We start from the raw sequence: 16,249 nt of genomic DNA, 5'->3' as shown, positions 1-16,249 counted from the left end.
CCCCCCCCCCCCCCCCCCCCCCCCCCCCCCCCCTTTCCCAAAAAAAAACCCGCCCCCCCAGATTAGCGAGTGTCTCGTGGGCTCGGAGATGTGTATAAGAGACAGCCCACCGCGCGTCCCACCGTCGAGTACACAAAGATTGCACGCGACACGCCGCTCGAGCGTGCAATCTCCGCGGACTCGACGGTGGGGGGCAAGCAGGACGTCAGGGGCGGGCGCGGACGCGGAGGACGCGGTAGCCCTTGGAGGTGGCGGCGCGGCTCGTGGACAGCTCCGGGAACGTGGTCTGCATCCAGCGGTGGAGGGAGTCGCTGCCCAGGTTCCGCTGGATGACAAGCCACGCATCCGAGCCGGGCTCCAGCCGCGGCAGCCAGCGCTCCAGGATGTTGTGCAGCTCGTTCTTGCCGACCCGGATGGGCGGGTTCGACCAGATCGTCGTGAATCGGACGTCGGCCGGAACATTATCGGGCGTCACGGGGTTTACATTGGTGAGACCGAGCTTCTGCGCATTCCTGCGCACCACATCCAGCGCTCGGGTATTGACATCGACGGCCCAGACGGTCGCGTGAGGGGATTCGAGAGCAAGTGTGAGAGCCAACGGCCCCCAGCCGCAGCCGAGGTCGAGCAACTGACCGCCGGGCGGCGCCGCGGGGACATGGTCCAGCAGCACACGCGTGCCCATATCGACGCGCTCCGGGCTGAAGATCCCGTTGGCCGTCATGAGCTCGTAGCTCTGCCCGGCCAGGCGCGCGGTGAACGGGCGCAGATTCAGCTCGCTCTCGGGCGCCGGGGAAAAGTAGTGATCTCCGCTGGCCATATGCAGACCGTACAGGACACGAACAAACTAGGGTTAACCCGGATCAGGGGAACTGAATGACTGATGACACAGACACCCGCGACCACGCCGCCGACGACGTCGTCGCCCGGGTGCTCGCGACCGAGCAGAACCGTGCGACGGTGACGCTCTTCGGCGGGGACACCTCCCGCGCCCAGGCTCTGCAGGCGGACACGACCGCAGGCGGCCTCCACGACGGCGAGCAGCTGGAGCGCGAGGAGCGCGCTGCTCTCCGCCGCGTCGCCGGCCTCTCGACCGAGCTGCAGGACGTCACCGAGGTCGAGTACCGGCAGCTGCGCCTGGAGAACGTCGTGCTGATCGGCGTCTACTCGCAGGGCTCGCTGCAGGATGCGGAGAACTCGATGCGCGAGCTCGCCGCTCTCGCCGAGACGGCCGGAGCGGCCGTCCTCGACGGACTGCTGCAGCGCCGTCCGCATCCTGACCCGAGCACGTACCTCGGCCGCGGCAAGGCCGAGGAGCTGGCCGGGATCGTCCGGGCGCTGGGCGCCGACACCGTGATCGCCGACACCGAACTGGCGCCGAGCCAGCGCCGCGCGCTGGAGGACGTCGTGAAGGTGAAGGTGATCGACCGCACGGCCGTGATCCTCGACATCTTCAGCCAGCACGCCAAGAGCCGTGAGGGCAAGGCGCAGGTGGAGCTCGCACAGCTCGGGTACCTGCTGCCGCGTCTGCGCGGGTGGGGCGAGTCGATGTCCCGTCAGGCCGGTGGCCAGGTGGGCGGCGCGGGAGCCGGCATGGGATCGCGCGGTCCCGGTGAGACGAAGATCGAGTTGGATCGCCGCCGCATCCACACGCGGATGGCCCGGCTGCGCAAGCAGATCGCGGGGTTCAAGCCGGCCCGCGAGGCGAAGCGCGCGAACCGCAACCGCAACTCGGTGCCGTCGGTCGCGATCGCCGGCTACACCAACGCGGGGAAGTCGAGCCTGCTGAACCGCGTGACGAAGGCCGGCGTGCTGGTCGAGAACGCGCTGTTCGCGACGCTGGATGCGACTGTGCGCCGCTCGGTCACGGCCGACGGCCGCCTGTACACGCTGGCGGACACCGTCGGCTTCGTCCGCAACCTGCCGCACCAGCTGGTGGAGGCGTTCCGCTCGACGCTGGAGGAGGTCGCCGATTCGGACGTCATCCTCCACGTGGTGGACGGCTCGCATCCCGACCCTGCGTCGCAGCTGGCGACGGTGCGCGACGTGATCGGCGAGGTGGGCGCACGGGAGATCCCGGAGATCGTGGTCTTCAACAAGGCCGACCTGATCCCCGCGGACGACCGGCTGGTCCTGCGGGGTCTGGAACCCGGCGCGATCTTCGTGTCGGCGCGCACCGGCGAGGGCGTGGATGAGGTGCTCGCCGCGATCGCGCGGCTGCTGCCCGACCCGTCCCTGCAGGTCGAGCTGGTCGTGCCGTACGACCGCGGCGACCTGATCTCGGCTCTGCACGAGCGCGGCCGGGTCATCTCGACCGAGTACGTCGAGGAGGGTACGCGCGTCACCGCCCGGATCATGCCGGAGTACCACGCGGCGTTCGAACCGTTCGAAGTGACGCCGACAGCATAGGCCGCACGCCGCGGCCAACATGCCCGGCGAGCGGAATCGAGGCCGGACGGGACCGACTGTGTCGAAGGATGACGCGGGCGATTCCGTCCGGCCTCTCCGCTTGCTAGATTGCCAGTCAACCGAAGCGGGCGACCGCTGACGTGGTGCGACAGCCGAGCCCGGCACCCGCCCGTGCGATCCCGCAAGCCTGTGTGCGGGGTGTCCCGTGCCGCTGTCAACCATCCGAGGATTCCATGAGCTGTACCGATGTCCGGTACTCCTTCGAGCTGTACCCTCCGCGCTCTGAGCGCGCGGCCGCGTCGCTTCCCGCGACCATCGACCGCCTGGCTGCCACGCACCCGGACTTCATCTCGGTGACGTACGGTGCCGGCGGCTCCTCGCGCAGCGCATCCCTCGAGGTCCTGCGCTACATCATCGACAACACGGACGTCAGCCCGATGGCGCACCTGACCTGCGTCGGCTCCTCGCATGAGGAGGCCAACCGGCTCATCCGGGAGTTCCTGGATGCCGGCGTCCGGCGCTTCCTCGCCGTGCGGGGCGACCCGCCCGCCGGTCTGCCGGAGGGCGAGGACGGCATCGGCGACATCCGGACGACCGCGGAACTGGTGCAGCTCATCCACCGGGTGCAGGCCGAGCGGTCGCCGTACGGCGAGCTGGTCGTTCCCGAGCTGCGCGCGCAGGCCGTGCTCCAGCACCGGGAGCACGTCCAGATCGCCGTCGCCGCATTCCCGAACGGGCACCCGTCCTCCCACTCCGTGTCGCAGGACATCGACGCGCTGCTCGCCAAGCAGGCCGCCGGCGCGAACCTCGGGATCACACAGCTCTTCTTCCACGCCGAGGACTACCTGCACTTCGCGCAACGTGCGGCCGAGGCCGGCGTCGCGTTTCCCATCCTGCCCGGCATCATGCCCGTCACCAGCCCCGCACGCCTGAAGCGGATGCTCGAGCTGAGCGGCGAGGACCTCCCGAGCGACCTGGCGATCGAGCTGGAGGTCGAGCCGACCGACGAGGGCCGGCGCGAGATCGGCGTCGCCTGGGCCGCTCGCCTCGGCGAGAGGCTGCTTGCGGGCGGTGCTCCCGGCCTCCACCTCTACACGTTCAACCAGCACGAAGCGGTCCTCTCGGTTCTCGACCGCATCGGCGCCCTCCCACCTTCCGACCACCGTGACAGCACCCTCCCCGAGAAATCGGCCACTGAAAAGGAACCAGCATGACCGACAGCACGCGAGCCCCCTTCCCGGCGGGCACGATCATCGGCTACCCGCGCATCGGCCGCCGCCGTGAGCTCAAGAAGGCCGTCGAGGCCTTCTGGGCCGGCAGCATCGGCGCCGACGAGCTGGAGGCGACCGCAGCGCAGCTTCGCGCGACGACGCGGGAGCGCCTGGCCTCGCTCGGCCTCGGCAGGACCGACGCCTCCATCCCCCAGAGCTTCAGCTTCTACGACCAGGTGCTGGATGCGGCCGTCACGGTCGGCGCCGTGCCGTCGCGTTTCGGCGCGCTCGCGGCGGCCGACGGGTCCGTCGATCTGGCGGGCTACTTCACGATCGCCCGCGGCGAGGGAGACAACGCGCCGCTGGAGATGACCAAGTGGTTCGACTCCAACTACCACTACCTGGTGCCGGAGATCGGGCCGGAGACGGACTTCCGCCTCGCCTCCGACCGGATCGTGCGCGAGTTCGAGGAGAGCCGGGCCGCCGGATTCGTCACCCGCCCCGTCGTGGTCGGGCCGGTCACGTTCCTGCTGCTCAGCAAGCCGAGCGACGACGCGCCGGAGGGCTTCCGCCCGCTGTCGCGGCTGGCCGACCTCCTGCCCGTCTACCGCGAGCTCCTCGCCCGCCTGGCCGCCGCCGGCGCGCCGTGGGTGCAGCTGGACGAGCCTGCCCTCGTCAGTGAGAGCATCGACGAGGCTCGGGATGCGGTGCTCGCCGCTGCGCGGACCGCCTACGACCAGCTGGGTGCAGCAGCCGACCGGCCGGCGATCTTCGTCGCAGCGCCCTACAACAGCCTGGACGACGCCCTCCCCGTCCTTGCCGCCACGCCGATCGAGGCGATCTCCCTCGACCTGGTCCGCGGAGCGGTTCCTTCGGGGCTCGACGCGGCCACCGCATCCGCTCTTCGCCAGAAGACGATCGTGGGCGGCGTGATCGACGGCCACAACATCTGGCGAGGCGACCTGGAGGCGGCCTTCGGGACGCTCACCGAGCTCCTTTCGCTCAGCCCCGACGTCGCGGTGTCGACGTCGACGTCGCTGCTGCACGTCCCGCACGATGTGGACGACGAGCCGAACCTGGATGCGCGGCTGACGTCGTGGCTGGCGTTCGCCGACCAGAAGGTGGCCCAGGTCGCCGTGCTCGCGCGCGGCATCGTCGACGGGCACGAGGCGATCCAGGACGAGCTGACCGCGGCGACCGCTGCGCTCGCCGACCGGGCCTCGGCACCGGGCGTGCGCGTTCCGGCGGTTCGCGAGCGCGAGGCCGCGCTGACCCGCGCGGACTTCCGCCGCGGCGACTACGCCTCGCGCCTGGCGGCCCAGGACGAGGCGCTCGGGCTGCCGTTCCTCCCCACGACGACCATCGGGTCGTTCCCGCAGACGCCGGACATCCGCCGCGCACGCGCCCAGCTCGCCAAGGGCCTCATCACCGAGGCCGAGTACCTGGGCCGGATGCGCGAGGAGATCAAGCGCGTCGTGGACCTCCAGGAGGAGATCGGGATCGACGTCATCGTGCACGGCGAGCCCGAGCGCAACGACATGGTGCAGTACTTCGCCGAGAACCTGGACGGCTTCGCGGTCACCCAGAACGGCTGGGTGCAGTCGTACGGCTCCCGCTGCACGCGCCCGTCGATCCTCTGGGGCGACGTGTCGCGCCCGGCGCCCATCACGGTCGACTGGTCGGCGTACACGCAGAGCCTCACCGAGAAGCCGGTGAAGGGGATGCTGACCGGCCCGGTCACGATCCTCGCGTGGTCCTTCGTGCGCGACGACCAGCCGCTCGGCGAGACCGCCCGTCAGGTGGCGCTCGCGCTGCGCGACGAGATCGCCGACCTGGAGCAGGCCGGAATCCGCGTCGTGCAGGTGGACGAGCCCGCGCTCCGCGAGCTGCTGCCCCTGAAGAAGGCCGCGCAGGGCGACTACCTGGAGTGGTCGGTCGGGTCGTTCCGCCTCGCCACGTCCGGTGTCGCCGACGAGACGCAGATCCACACGCACCTCTGCTACTCCGAGTTCGGCGTGGTCATCGACGCGATCCGCAACCTCGACGCCGATGTGACCAGCATCGAGGCGGCGCGGAGCCGCATGGAGGTCGTGCACGACATCCAGAGCTCCGGGTTCGAGCACGGCATCGGGCCGGGCGTGTACGACATCCACTCGCCGCGTGTGCCGTCGGTCGCCGAGGTCACCGAGCTGCTCGAGACCGCGCTGAGCGCGATTCCGGGCCGCCAGCTGTGGGTGAACCCGGACTGCGGGCTGAAGACCCGTGGATACGACGAGACGGTCGCGTCGCTGCGCAACATCATCGAGGCCACGCGGGCCGTGCGCGAGCGCGCGGCGGTCACGGCCTGACAGGTCCTGTCTCAGAACGACGGCGGCCCCGGTACGCGCACAGCGAACCGGGGCCGCCGCCGTGTCAGGATGAGCGCATGGTGCGCATCCCGGACGAGGACTTCGAGCGGATGGTCGGCGACATCTTCGAAGCGCTGCCGGACGACATGGTCGGGCCGCTCGAGAACGTCGCGATCCTGATCGAGGACCAGCCCGCCGGGGCGCGGCCCCGGCTGTTCGGACTGTACAGCGGACGCCCGCTGACGCGCCGGTCGGTGTACGGGTTCGGCGAGCTGCCGGACCGGATCACGCTGTACCGCAACAACCTCGAGGCGTCCGCGGCGACCGAGGAGGAACTGCGGGCGCGCGTCCGGGTGACCCTGGTGCACGAGATCGGGCACTACTTCGGGCTCTCCGACCAACGGCTCGGCGAGCTCGGCTGGGCTTGACGGCTCGGCTGGGTTTGACGGCTCGGCTGGGTTTGACGGCTCGGCTGGGTTTGACGGCTCGGCTGGGCCTGACGGCTCGGCCGGGTTTGAGCTCGCGGCGCCGAGGGCGGGCTCAGACGGCGCGAAGGACCGCCACGACCTTGCCGAGCACCTGAGCGAAGTCGCCCAGAATCGGCTCGAAGTTGGAGTTGCGCGGCAGCAGCCAGGTGTGCCCGTCGCGCTGGCGGAAGACCTTGACGGTCGCCTCCTCGTCGAGCATCGCCGCGACGATGTCCCCGTTCTCCGCCGTGTTCTGAGCGCGGATGACGACCCAGTCGCCGTCGCAGATCGCGGCGTCGATCATCGACTCCCCGACCACCTTGAGCATGAACAGCTCGCCGTTGCCGACCAGCTGGCGGGGGAGGGGGAAGACCTCGTCGACCTGCTGCTCCGCGGTGATGGGGATGCCGGCCGCGATCCGGCCGACCAGGGGCACCATCGCCGCGTCCCCGACGGGCGTCTGGTTCTCGTAGTCGGGGGCCTGGGATGACGAGGAGGGCACGTCGATCAGGATCTCGAGCGCGCGCGGCCGGTTCGGGTCGCGGCGCAGGTAGCCGCTCAGCTCGAGCTGGTTGAGCTGATGGGTCACCGACGACAGCGAGGAGAGTCCGACGGCATCCCCGATCTCGCGCATGCTCGGCGGATAGCCTCGCTGGCTGACCGAGCGCTGGATCACATCGAGGATCGCCAGTTGCTTGTCGCTCAGGTTCTTGCGGCGGCGCGTGCCTCCGCGGGCCTGGTTCTCATTCGACACGGGCGTCCTCTCCTGAATTGGGCCGTCCCCCAGGGGCTCCCCGGCAGGAATGTCGGTGGTCCCTGATCTGATGTTCTCAGACAGTCGAAACTGTATCCGCGTCACGAGAGGAAGACAAACATGTGTTCGAGTGTGTCGCGAACTTCCTGCGGAAATTTCCCACAACAGCGTGTGTTGCGGTTTTCGACATTCGAAGATACATTCGGAACACAGTTTCGCATCCGCGAGTCTGAGGAGGTCACGGTCATGAGCGCAGCACTGATCAGCGATGCAGCACCCACGATGTTCCCGCGGTCCGCGGGAGCAGCGTCGACGGCGTCCTCGCCACGCTTGCACGCCGTCCCGCCGCTGCCCGACACCGCCCGCGTGCGGCTGCGGCTCACGCGACGCGGACGCGCGGTGCTGTCCGCTCTCGTGGCGCTTCCGCTGGTGATCGGCGCGCTCGTGTTCGCGCTGAACGGCGGCGGTGCCGTCGCGACGAGTCAGCAGACGCACGTCAGCTTCCAGTACGTGACGGTGCAGTCCGGCGATTCCCTCTGGTCCGTCGCCGAGCGCGTCGCGCCCAACGCGGACCCGCGGGATGTGATCGCCGACATCGTCTCTCTCAACGGCCTGGACTCGGCGGTCGTCTCGCCCGGGCAGCAGCTCGCCGTCCCGGCGAAGTACGCGCACTAGCCGCCCTGCGTGGCGCCTCCCGTTCTGCCGTCTCGGCTGCGTTCGACCTCGGATCGCCGCGACTCCCGCTGGGCCGGGTAGCAAAGGGAGATAGTTCGGCGGGATCTGGGCTGAGCATCCTCCCTTCGTGGTGCTGACCGCGCCTGGCGACGAAATTTCCTCCCTTTCTGCCGGATCAGTCCGCGCGGTGGGGCGGGTTGAGAACGGAGGAGTTCTCGCTGGGTGACCCGGCAGTAGCCTCGACGGGAGGTGATCGGCGGCCCTTCCACACCAGAAGTCCTCCGATTCCAGCGCATTCCTCGCGTGCGGAGTGCGCGAGCGGTATCACGTGTCGGCACACAGCGTCATGCGGCACGGTGACGTCGTGGGCGCTCAGTACGATTGACGGGTGACTTCCCTCTCCGAGCTGCCGCTCCGGGATGACCTGCGCGGTCGTTCCCCGTACGGCGCTCCGCAGCGTCCGGTGCCCATCGCGCTCAACGTGAACGAGAACACGCATCCGGTGCCCGCGGACGTCGCAGCCGACATCGTCGACCGGATCGTCACGGCGATCGGCGGGGTCAACCGCTACCCCGACCGGGAGTTCACGGAGCTGCGCGAGGCCTTCGCGCGGTACCTGGGCCACGGCCTCACGGCCGCCAACATCTGGGCGGCCAACGGTTCCAACGAGGTGCTGCAGCAGATCCTGCAGGCGTTCGGTGGACCCGGCCGCAGCGTCCTGGGGTTCGCTCCGACCTACTCCATGTACCCGCTGCTCGCCTCGGGCACCGGCACGGAGTACCTCGCCGGAGCGCGCGACGCCGATTACGAGCTCTCGCCCGCAACGGCGGCCGCCGAGATCCGTCGCCTCGACCCGGACATCGTCATCCTGTGCTCGCCCAACAACCCGACGGGTACGCCCCTCAGCCTCGACACGATCGAGGCCGCCTACGACGCCGCGCGCGGCATCGTCGTCGTGGATGAGGCGTACGCCGAGTTCCTGCCCGACGGCGCCGCCTCCGCTCTGACGCTTCTCGAGGGCCGGCCCCGGCTCCTGGTCTCCCGGACGATGAGCAAGGCGTTCGCCTTCGCCGGCGCGCGCGTCGGGTACTTGGCCGCCGACCCTGCCGTCACCGACGCCCTCCGCCTGGTGCGCCTGCCCTACCACCTGTCGGCGCTCACCCAGGCGGCCGCCCTGGGGGCGCTCGCGCACGCGGACGAGATGCTCGCGATGGTCGGCCAGATCCGCGGACAGCGCGACCGGCTCGTCACGGAGCTCGCTCGCCTGGGCTACACGCCGCACCGCAGTGGGAGCAACTTCGTGCTCTTCGGCGGTGTGGACGACCCGCACGGCGTGTTCGAGGCACTCGCCGAGCGCGGCATCCTCATCCGCGACGTCGGCATCCCTCACCACCTCCGGGTGACCGCCGGGACCGAGGAGGAGACGACGGCGTTCCTCGACGCGCTGGCCGCTCTCGGCCGGCCGACGGCTGCGCCCTCCGTCGACGAGGCCCCGGAGCGGGACGTGAACGCCCCGGTAGACTCGGACGCATGACGAATCGCGCCGCCACGGTCACGCGGGAGACGAGCGAGTCGAGCATCGAGCTCAGCCTCGACCTCGACGGCACCGGCACCTCCGACATCCAGACGAGCGTCCCGTTCTTCGACCACCTGCTCACCGCGTTCGCCAAGCACTCGCTGACCGACCTGCGTATCCGCGCGTCCGGCGACACCCACATCGACGTGCACCACACGGTTGAGGACGTCGGCATCGTCCTCGGCCAGGCCATCCTCGAAGCACTCGGCGACAAGGCCGGCATCTCGCGGTACGGCGACGCCCTGGTGCCGTTGGACGAGGCGCTCGTCCAGGCGGTCGTGGACATCTCCGGACGCCCGTACCTGGTGCACAGCGGCGAACCGGCCGGGTTCGAGCTGCACCGGATCGGCGGGCACTTCACCGGTTCGATGGTGCGTCACGTCTTCGAGGCGATCACGTTCAACGCGCGCCTCACGACGCACATCACCGTCGTGGGCGGCCGCGACCCGCACCACATCGCGGAAGCGGAGTTCAAGGCGTTCGCGCGCGCCTTCCGTCAGGCGAAGGCGTACGACCCGCAGGTCACCGGCGTCCCGTCCACCAAGGGCGCGCTGTGACCCTGGGCCGGACGCCGGATGTCGTCGTCTTCGATTACGGGACGGGCAACGTCCACTCGGCGGTCAAGGCCGTGGAGGCGGCGGGCGCGCGGGTAGAGCTGACCGGCAACCGCAAGCGTGCGCAGGAGGCCGACGGGCTGCTGGTACCGGGCGTCGGCGCGTTCGCCGCGGTCACGCAGGCCCTGAGCGCCTCCCACGGCGACGAGGTCATCGACCGGCGCCTCGCCGGAGGCCGTCCGGTGCTCGGCATCTGCGTCGGCATGCAGGTCATGTTCGAGCGCGGAGTGGAGCACGGCGTCGAGACGGAAGGCCTGGGGGAGTGGCCGGGAACGGTCGAGCGGCTCCACGCCGAGGTGGTTCCGCACATGGGCTGGAACACCGTCCGGACGCCTCAGGATTCCGTTCTCTTCGCAGGGCTCGAGGACGAGCGCTTCTACTTCGTCCACTCCTACGCCGCTCAGGCGTGGACGCTGGAGACCACCGCTCCGTTCCCGGAGCCCCGAGTGACCTGGGCCGAGCACGGCTCGCCGTTCATCGCCGCCGTCGAGAACGGGCCGCTGAGCGCCACGCAATTCCACCCCGAGAAGTCCGGCCGCGCCGGCATCCAGCTGCTCCGCAATTGGATCGGCACGCTCTAGCCCCGGGTGCACCCCCTCCGCATGCGCGGACCGACACGAGGAACCATATGACCGATCTTCTCAGCACGCCCCGACTCGTCCTCCTTCCCGCGGTCGATGTGGCCGATGGCCAGGCCGTGCGCCTCACCCAGGGCGAGGCGGGCAGCGAGACCAGCTACGGCGACCCGGTGGATGCCGCCGCCGAGTGGGCGGACGCGGGCGCCGAGTGGATCCACCTCGTCGACCTCGACGCCGCCTTCGGCCGGGGCGAGAACCGCTCTCTGCTGAAGCGCGTCATCCATCAGGTCCACGGGGTGAAGATCGAGCTGTCGGGCGGCATCCGCGACGACGCGTCGCTGGCGCAGGCCCTCGACGCGGGCGCCACCCGCGTCAACCTGGGGACCGCCGCGCTGGAGAACCCGGAGTGGGCGGCCAGTGCGATCAGCGAGTACGGCGAGGCGATCGCTGTGGGACTGGATGTGCGCGGCACCACGCTCGCGGCGCGCGGGTGGACGCGCGAGGGCGGCGACCTCTGGGAGGTGCTCGACCGGCTGGAGGACGCGGGGTGCGCCCGCTACGTCGTCACCGACGTCACCAAGGACGGCACGCTGCGCGGCCCCAACCTCGACCTCCTGCGCCAGGTGCTCGACCGGACGGAGCGTCCCGTCGTCGCGTCGGGTGGCATCTCCAACCTCGACGACATCGCGGCCCTCCGCGAGCTCGTGCCGCTGGGGCTCGAGGGCGCGATCGTCGGGAAGGCGCTCTACGCCGGTGCGTTCACGCTGCCCGAGGCGCTGGATGTCGCCGGGCGGTGACGCGGTGTCGCCGGAGGGTGACGCGCTGCCGGAGGGCGACGCGGTGCCGGAGCGTGACGGGCTGCCGGAGGGCGTGACCGACGCATCAACCCCGGCACCCGGTCCCAGCGACACCGGCGTCGCACGGCTGGCCGGCTTCGCCGCTTCGCTGGCGGACTCCGCGGGCCAGTCGTGGGAGGGCCGGCACTTCGAGGACGCGCCCTTCGCCGACGATGACGGCTCGGCTCCTCCCGTTCTGCTCGGCGCGCTGGCTGCGTTCCGTGCCGGAGAGGCGGGTGCCGAGGCCGTCGTGGACGCTCTGCGCGACGCGCGACTGCTCGTTCCTCTCATGGCGGAGTCGGGCGAGGAGGGCGAGAACGCGGCCGGGATGCTCGTCGACAAGACGCAGGAGCTGTCCATCGTCACCGTGGCGGGCCCGGATGGACGGACGGTGCAACCGGTCTTCACGTCCGTCACCGCGCTGCAGGCCTGGAATCCCGCTGCCCGACCTGTCCCGACCGAGGGGCGGCGGGTGGCGCTCGCCGCCGCGGCGGAGGGCACCGAGCTGATCGTCCTCGACCCGACGTCCGAGACCGAGTTCGTGCTGCGCCGCCCGGCGGTGTGGGCGGTGGCGCAGGGCACCCCCTGGCTGCCGAGCGACCGTGACCCGGCGGTGGCGGAGGCGTTCCGCGCCTCCATCGGCTCCGAGCTCGGCGTTCACGATGTCACGCTCGTCGCGGGAGACCCATCCAGTCGGCTCGCCGGTGAGGAGCTCGTGGTGCGGCTGGCGCTCGCCGCGGGTCTGACGCGCGAGGAGCTGGATGCCATCCTCGCCCGGCTCGCGCAGCGCTGGGCGACGGACGACGTGATCGCGACCCGGGTGGACTCCCTGCGGGTGCAGTTGGTGGCAACCGAAGACTGAGCCCGCGCGTGGCCGCTGCTGACCGCTGTGGCGGCCGTCCCGTCGCGGGTGGCAGCATAAGTGCATGGCTCTGAACATCACCGGCGATCCTGAAGCGGACGCCCTCCTCGACCAGTCGCCGTTCGCTCTGCTGACCGGGATGCTGCTGGATCAGCAGGTGCCCATGGAGACCGCGTTCGCCGGTCCCGCCAAGCTCCGCGACCGGCTCGGGTCGCTCGACCCGGCGACGGTTTCCGGGACGGATCCCGAGCGCCTCGCGGAGGTGATGAAGCAGACGCCTGCGGTGCACCGGTTCCCGGGGTCCATGGCCGCTCGCGTGCAGGCGCTCGCGGCGGCGATCGTCTCGGACTGGGGAGGCGACACGGCGGCGATCTGGACGCAGGGGGACCCCGACGGGGCCGAAGTGCTGCGCCGCCTCAAGGCGCTACCAGGATTCGGCGAGCAGAAGGCCAAGATCTTCCTCGCCCTGCTCGGCAAGCAGAAGGGCCTGAGTGCGGCCGGTTGGCAGGATGCGGCCGGCGACTACGGGACGCCCGGGTATCGCTCGGTGGCGGACATCGTCGACGCCGAATCGCTCACGCGCGTCCGCGAGCACAAGCGTGCGATGAAGGCCGCAGCGAAGGGCCACTGACCACAGGAGGCCGATCGGCTCGCCTCGCGGGCCCGGCCTGTGGACAAGGTCGCCGTGTCGGTGGTCGCCGATAGTCTCGCAGGGCGGGTGACGGGATGGTCGCCCACCACGGCGGTCCGCCGTGCTGAGCTGCCGGCATCGTCCGGGAAAGGAGGTCGCCGTGTTCGTGCTCGACGGGATCATCGTCACGAGTGCCAGCGACCTCACCGAGGCGTCCAAGTGCGAGTTCGCCTTCCTCCGCACGGTCGACGTCAAGCTCGGGCGCCTCGAGAAGACCGAGGTGATCGAGGACCCGATGTATGTGCGGTCGTCGCGGATGGGCGACGAGCACGAGCACCGCATCCTGGAGCGGTACCGCGAGCGGTTCGGCGCGGGCGTCGCCGAGATCGAGCGTCCGCCGCAGCTGACGGGGGAGTCGCTGGCGGAGGCCGTCCGGCGCACGTCCGAGGCATTCGAGCGGGGGGCGCAGGTCGTGTTCCAGGCGACGTTCTTCGACGGATCTTTCGTCGGTTTCGCCGACTTCGTCGTCCGGATGCCCGATGGCCGGTACCGCGTGCAGGATTCCAAGCTCGCACGCAGCGCACGGGTCACGGCGCTGCTGCAGCTGGCCGCCTATGCGGAGCAGCTGCGCGGGATGGGCGTGGATGTCGACGACACGGTCGAGCTGCTGCTCGGCGACGGCTCGGTCAGCGAGCACTCACTGACCGACATCGAGCCGGTGTACCGGAAGAGGCGCGCCCGGCTGCTGTACATCATCCACGAGCACCTCGCCGATGCGGGACCGGTCGCCTGGGGCGATCCGCGATTCACCGTGGACGGCCGCTGCGACACGTGCGACGCCGAGGTGCAGGGGTCGCGGGATGTCCTCCTCGTCGCCGGCATGCGCGTGACGCAGCGCGAGCACCTGCTCGCGGCGGGTATCGCGACGATCGACGCGCTCGCCGCATCCAGTGGAGCGATCGACGGCATCCCCGAGGGGACGCTCGACGGACTGCGGGAGCAGGCGCGGCTGCAGCTGCAGGCGGCGCCCGGGAGCCCGCCGCCGATCCGCGTCTTCAACGCTCCCGTGCTCGCCGTGCTGCCGCAGCCGGATGCCGGCGACATCTTCTTCGACTTCGAAGGCGATCCGCTGTACACCGAGGGAGCGGGCGAACGGTGGAACCTCGACTACCTCTTCGGCCTGGTCGATCAGGAGGAGCGTTTCACTGCCTTCTGGGCGCATGACTTCGCGGCCGAGAGGGTGGCGCTGGAGGCGTTCCTCGCGTTCGTGCGAGACCGCCGGGCGCAGTACCCGGGCATGCACATCTACCACTACGCCGCCTACGAGCAGACGCACCTGCTCGCCCTGGCCGCCCGGCACGGCGTCGGCGAGGAGGAGGTCGACGGCCTGCTCCGCGACAACGTGATGGTCGATCTCTACCCGCTCGTCCGCAAGGCGGTGCGTGTCGGTTCGCGCTCGTACTCGATCAAGAAGCTCGAGCCGCTCTACATGGGCGATGAGCTGCGCGAGAGCGAGGTGACCAACGGCGCCGACTCCATCACCGAGTACGCGAACGCTCGCGACCTTCTCGCTCTCGGCCGGCTGGACGAGGCGCAGCAGCTCCTCGACGACATCGGGCAGTACAACCGCTACGACTGCGTCTCGACCCTGCGCTTGCGCGACTGGCTGATCGCCCGCGCGGTGGAGAACGGCATCCCGATCGGCACGGCGCCGATGGAGGAGACGGAGCTGGCGGCCGAGGAGTCGCCGCTGCGCGCCGGTCTCCTGGCCTTCGCGGGCGACCCGCTCGATCCGGGCCGGAGCGCCGATCGTCGCGCGATGGCACTGGCCGCGGCGGCGATCGACTTCCACCGGCGCGAGCAGAAGAGCTTCTGGCAGTCCCATTTCGCGCGCCTCATCCAGCCCATCGAGGAGTGGGCCGAGACCCGTGACGTCCTGGTCGTCGAGAAGGCCGCCGTGATCCGCGACTGGTATTGCGACGAAGGACAGCGCGTCGAGCGGCGGGAGCTGCTGCTCTCCGGGTCGTGGGGCGCGGGCAGTACGGTCCGGGTCAGTGAGCGCACCGGCCCCTTTCTGCTCTACGAGTACCCGGGCCCGTTCCGGCAGCCGCGCGCACAGCCGGGATCGCGCGCGGCGCGCACGGTCTCAGTGATCGACGCGCTCCCGGACGGATCGATCGTCGTCCGGGAGACGCTTCCGCCCGAGGTCCCGCCGTACAGCGACCTCCCGAGCGCGCTCACGCCGTCCGCTCCGCCGGACTCCCGGAGACTGGGGGAGGCGATCCGCGAGTGGGGCACGGCGCTCTTGATCGCCCGTCACCACGAGACCTGGCCGGTGGATGCGACGATCGACCTGTTGCGGCGCACACCGCCGCGCACACGGTCCGGGGGTCTGACGCCGGAGGATCCCGTGGGCGCGGAGCGATCGGAGATCTTGCGATCGGAGACCTCGGGATCGGAGACCTCGCGATCGGAGACCTCGCGATCGAATCCGAAGAGCGACGACGGCGACGGACGGATCGAGGCCGTCGTGGCGAGCCTCCTCGACCTCGACCGGTCGTACCTCGCCGTCCAGGGGCCGCCCGGAACGGGCAAGTCGTACCTCGGCGCTCACGTCATCGCTCGCCTCGTCGCGGAGCACGGCTGGAAGGTCGGGGTGGTGGCGCAATCGCACGCGGTCGTCGAGAACCTCCTCGACCGCGTGGTGGCTGCCGGGCTCGATGCCTCGATGGTCGGGAAGGCGCCGGGATCCGCCAGCGGGGGACAGAAGGCGGAGGATGCCGGCGCCGACGTCGAGACCGAGGTCACGCATCGTTTCACCTGGCTGCCGGCAAACGGGCACCTCGAGTTCGCCGGCGCTAACGAGGAGCGCGGCTTCGTGCTCGGCGGAACGGCGTGGGACTTCGCCAACGCGGCCCGTGTGCCGCGGGGCAGCCTCGACCTCGTCGTCATCGACGAGGCCGGCCAGTTCTCCCTCGCCTCGACCATCGCGGTCGGCGTCGCTGCGAAGAACCTGCTGCTGCTCGGAGACCCGCAGCAACTGCCGCAGGTCAGCCAGGGGCGGCATCCCGAACCGGTGGACGGCTCGGCGCTCGGATGGGTGAGCGACGGGCACGACGTCCTACCGCCCGAGTACGGGTACTTCCTCGCGGAGACGCGGCGGATGCATCCAGCCCTCGCGGAAGCCGTTTCAGTGCTGTCGTACGAAGGCAAACTCCGGGCCCATGCGTGCGCGTCGGAGCGTGAGTTGAGCGGGGTGACCCCGGGAGTGCATCCCGTGCCGGTCCTCCA

General features: G+C 70.5%; 14 protein-coding genes. 12 read left to right on the top strand and 2 right to left on the bottom strand.

Going from position 1 to position 16,249, the window contains the following annotated elements; all coding sequences use genetic code 11:
• Positions 1-205: 205 nt before the first annotated feature.
• A complete protein-coding gene (locus tag ACPYOG_RS14950) occupies positions 206-817 on the bottom strand; it encodes a class I SAM-dependent methyltransferase (RefSeq protein ID WP_481294972.1) in 612 nt (203 codons plus the stop codon).
• Between the two features lie 56 nt (positions 818-873).
• Between ACPYOG_RS14950 and hflX the strand changes: the two genes are divergently transcribed.
• The 4 genes from hflX (at position 874) to ACPYOG_RS14930 (ending at position 6,393) form a co-directional block, all read left to right on the top strand.
• Positions 874-2,406 carry a GTPase HflX gene (gene hflX / locus ACPYOG_RS14945; protein ID WP_481294971.1) on the top strand — a complete coding sequence of 511 codons (1,533 nt, stop codon included), beginning with the start codon at positions 874-876 and terminating at the stop codon, positions 2,404-2,406.
• Positions 2,407-2,639: 233 nt separating this feature from the next.
• On the top strand, positions 2,640-3,620 hold the full coding sequence (locus ACPYOG_RS14940) for a methylenetetrahydrofolate reductase (RefSeq protein ID WP_481294970.1): 981 nt from the start codon (positions 2,640-2,642) through the stop codon (positions 3,618-3,620).
• Positions 3,617-5,965 (top strand): 5-methyltetrahydropteroyltriglutamate--homocysteine S-methyltransferase, encoded by a 2,349-nt coding sequence (gene metE / locus ACPYOG_RS14935; protein ID WP_481294969.1) that lies wholly within the window; start codon positions 3,617-3,619, stop codon positions 5,963-5,965. Before ACPYOG_RS14940 ends, metE begins: the two co-directional genes overlap by 4 nt.
• Before the next feature lie 77 nt (positions 5,966-6,042).
• Entirely contained in the window at positions 6,043-6,393 is a 351-nt protein-coding gene (locus ACPYOG_RS14930) for a metallopeptidase family protein (RefSeq protein ID WP_481294968.1), read from the top strand.
• A gap of 112 nt (positions 6,394-6,505) precedes the next feature.
• Here ACPYOG_RS14930 and lexA read toward each other — a convergent pair whose 3' ends face one another.
• Positions 6,506-7,186 carry a transcriptional repressor LexA gene (lexA, locus tag ACPYOG_RS14925; RefSeq protein WP_481294967.1) on the bottom strand — a complete coding sequence of 227 codons (681 nt, stop codon included), beginning with the start codon at positions 7,184-7,186 and terminating at the stop codon, positions 6,506-6,508.
• A 246-nt stretch (positions 7,187-7,432) separates the two neighbouring features.
• Between lexA and ACPYOG_RS14920 the strand changes: the two genes are divergently transcribed.
• From ACPYOG_RS14920 to ACPYOG_RS14885, 8 genes are all read left to right on the top strand, one after another.
• Positions 7,433-7,861: a LysM peptidoglycan-binding domain-containing protein gene (locus ACPYOG_RS14920; protein WP_481294966.1), complete on the top strand. Its 429-nt coding sequence runs from the start codon at positions 7,433-7,435 to the stop codon at positions 7,859-7,861.
• Positions 7,862-8,249: 388 nt separating this feature from the next.
• Complete coding sequence (locus tag ACPYOG_RS14915; protein WP_481294965.1) at positions 8,250-9,395, top strand: histidinol-phosphate transaminase; 1,146 nt, start codon at positions 8,250-8,252, stop codon at positions 9,393-9,395.
• Positions 9,392-9,994 (top strand): imidazoleglycerol-phosphate dehydratase HisB, encoded by a 603-nt coding sequence (gene hisB / locus ACPYOG_RS14910; protein WP_481294964.1) that lies wholly within the window; start codon positions 9,392-9,394, stop codon positions 9,992-9,994. The genes ACPYOG_RS14915 and hisB overlap by 4 nt, the downstream gene beginning before the upstream one ends.
• Before the next feature lie 2 nt (positions 9,995-9,996).
• On the top strand, positions 9,997-10,632 hold the full coding sequence (hisH, locus tag ACPYOG_RS14905; protein ID WP_481294973.1) for an imidazole glycerol phosphate synthase subunit HisH: 636 nt from the start codon (positions 9,997-9,999) through the stop codon (positions 10,630-10,632).
• A gap of 47 nt (positions 10,633-10,679) precedes the next feature.
• A complete protein-coding gene (priA, locus tag ACPYOG_RS14900; protein WP_481294963.1) occupies positions 10,680-11,426 on the top strand; it encodes a bifunctional 1-(5-phosphoribosyl)-5-((5-phosphoribosylamino)methylideneamino)imidazole-4-carboxamide isomerase/phosphoribosylanthranilate isomerase PriA in 747 nt (248 codons plus the stop codon).
• The gene (locus ACPYOG_RS14895) at positions 11,410-12,327 is read left to right on the top strand and encodes an SseB family protein (RefSeq protein WP_481294962.1); all 918 of its coding nucleotides are present in this window, start codon (positions 11,410-11,412) and stop codon (positions 12,325-12,327) included. Before priA ends, ACPYOG_RS14895 begins: the two co-directional genes overlap by 17 nt.
• Before the next feature lie 64 nt (positions 12,328-12,391).
• Positions 12,392-12,958: an HhH-GPD-type base excision DNA repair protein gene (locus ACPYOG_RS14890; protein ID WP_481294961.1), complete on the top strand. Its 567-nt coding sequence runs from the start codon at positions 12,392-12,394 to the stop codon at positions 12,956-12,958.
• A gap of 160 nt (positions 12,959-13,118) precedes the next feature.
• Positions 13,119-16,249, top strand: a 3,131-nt coding sequence (locus ACPYOG_RS14885) for a TM0106 family RecB-like putative nuclease (RefSeq protein ID WP_481294960.1), incomplete at its 3' end; no start/stop codon positions are given.

This window comes from Leifsonia sp. HAY1-4F (assembly GCF_056755275.1).
The sequence above is the reverse complement of the archived record's forward strand: the minus strand, read 5'-3'. Positions and strand labels throughout refer to the sequence as shown.

Bases quoted from the DNA above. Each gene is read 5' to 3' on its own strand.
- ACPYOG_RS14895 (WP_481294962.1), top strand. From the start codon at position 11,410: ATGTCGCCGGGCGGTGACGCGGTGTCGCCGGAGGGTGACGCGCTGCCG.
- ACPYOG_RS14890 (WP_481294961.1), top strand. From the start codon at position 12,392: ATGGCTCTGAACATCACCGGCGATCCTGAAGCGGACGCCCTCCTCGAC.
- hflX (WP_481294971.1), top strand. From the start codon at position 874: ATGACTGATGACACAGACACCCGCGACCACGCCGCCGACGACGTCGTC.
- priA (WP_481294963.1), top strand. From the start codon at position 10,680: ATGACCGATCTTCTCAGCACGCCCCGACTCGTCCTCCTTCCCGCGGTC.
- ACPYOG_RS14950 (WP_481294972.1), bottom strand. From the start codon at position 817: ATGGCCAGCGGAGATCACTACTTTTCCCCGGCGCCCGAGAGCGAGCTG.
- metE (WP_481294969.1), top strand. From the start codon at position 3,617: ATGACCGACAGCACGCGAGCCCCCTTCCCGGCGGGCACGATCATCGGC.
- hisB (WP_481294964.1), top strand. From the start codon at position 9,392: ATGACGAATCGCGCCGCCACGGTCACGCGGGAGACGAGCGAGTCGAGC.
- ACPYOG_RS14920 (WP_481294966.1), top strand. From the start codon at position 7,433: ATGAGCGCAGCACTGATCAGCGATGCAGCACCCACGATGTTCCCGCGG.
- ACPYOG_RS14930 (WP_481294968.1), top strand. From the start codon at position 6,043: ATGGTGCGCATCCCGGACGAGGACTTCGAGCGGATGGTCGGCGACATC.
- ACPYOG_RS14940 (WP_481294970.1), top strand. From the start codon at position 2,640: ATGAGCTGTACCGATGTCCGGTACTCCTTCGAGCTGTACCCTCCGCGC.